Genomic DNA, 1,020 nt, shown 5'->3' on the forward strand with positions numbered 1-1,020 from the left:
CTAGGTGCTGTTTAGGAATTGATCTTGGTGAGGTCGGCGAGCCAGATGTTGATGGCGGCGATGTGCAGGGTGGCTTCGTAGCGGACGGCGAGTTTGTCATAGCGGCAGGCCACGGCGCGGTGGTGTTTGAGCTGGTTGATGCCGCATTCGACGGCGTGGCGCTGTCGGTAGGTGGCGGGGTCGAAGGCAGGCGGTCGGCCTCCGGCCGAGCCGCGGGCGCCGCGGTGGGCGGCTTGATCTTTGGGAACGGGGATCGTCGCCGAGATGCCACGTGTGCGCAGATAGTCCCGGTTAGCGCGGGAAGAGTAGGCCTTGTCGGCCAGCACCCGCGCCGGGCGGGTGCGTGCTCGCCCAGGTCCGAGCCGGGGCACGCGGATCGCCTCCAGCACGGCCGACATCTGGGGACTGTCACCACGTTGACCAGCGGTGATCACCAGTGACAACGGTTTGCGTCCTTGTTCGCAGGCCAGATGGATCTTCGTGGTGAACCCGCCTCGAGACCGGCCCAGCGCATGATCAGCCGGTTCATCGCCGGGCGGTTCGACCTGCCCATCGGGGCAGCGGCGGGCGCCGGCGGCATGCTGGTGGGCCCGGTTGATCGTGGAATCGACCGATACCTGCCAGTCGATCAGGCCTACCCGATCGGCCCAAGACCACAGCATCGTCAGGATCCAAGGCCACACACCTTCCCGCTGCCAGCGGCGAAACAGCTGGTAGATCGACTGCCAATGCCCATACCGTTCCGGCACGTCCCGCCACGGAGCGCCCACCCGCACCCGCCACCGGATCCCGTCCAGCAACTGCCGCCGCGTCCACTTCGGCCGACGACCCACCACCGGCCGAGACGGCAACACGCGCTGCAACGCCACCCATTGCCGGTCCGTCAGATCCTTACGCCCGCCGCTCGATACGCTTCCCACCGAGGTCTCCGGATAGATGTTGATCTTCTTGGTCGTTGATCCATCTACCGGAGACCTCCCCACATCCCCACACCAGGGCCCGTTCTTAAACAGCTCCTAG

1 protein-coding gene is annotated in these 1,020 nt (G+C 66.2%); it reads right to left on the reverse strand.

The window, feature by feature from the left end; translation table 11 throughout:
• Positions 1-11: 11 nt before the first annotated feature.
• Positions 12-920 (reverse strand): IS5 family transposase, encoded by a 909-nt coding sequence (locus FHS23_RS22865; protein ID WP_183659556.1) that lies wholly within the window; start codon positions 918-920, stop codon positions 12-14.
• Between the last annotated feature and the right edge of the window lie 100 nt (positions 921-1,020).

Origin of the sequence: Prauserella isguenensis (genome assembly GCF_014191605.1) — a bacterium.
Classification (GTDB): domain Bacteria; phylum Actinomycetota; class Actinomycetes; order Mycobacteriales; family Pseudonocardiaceae; genus Prauserella; species Prauserella isguenensis.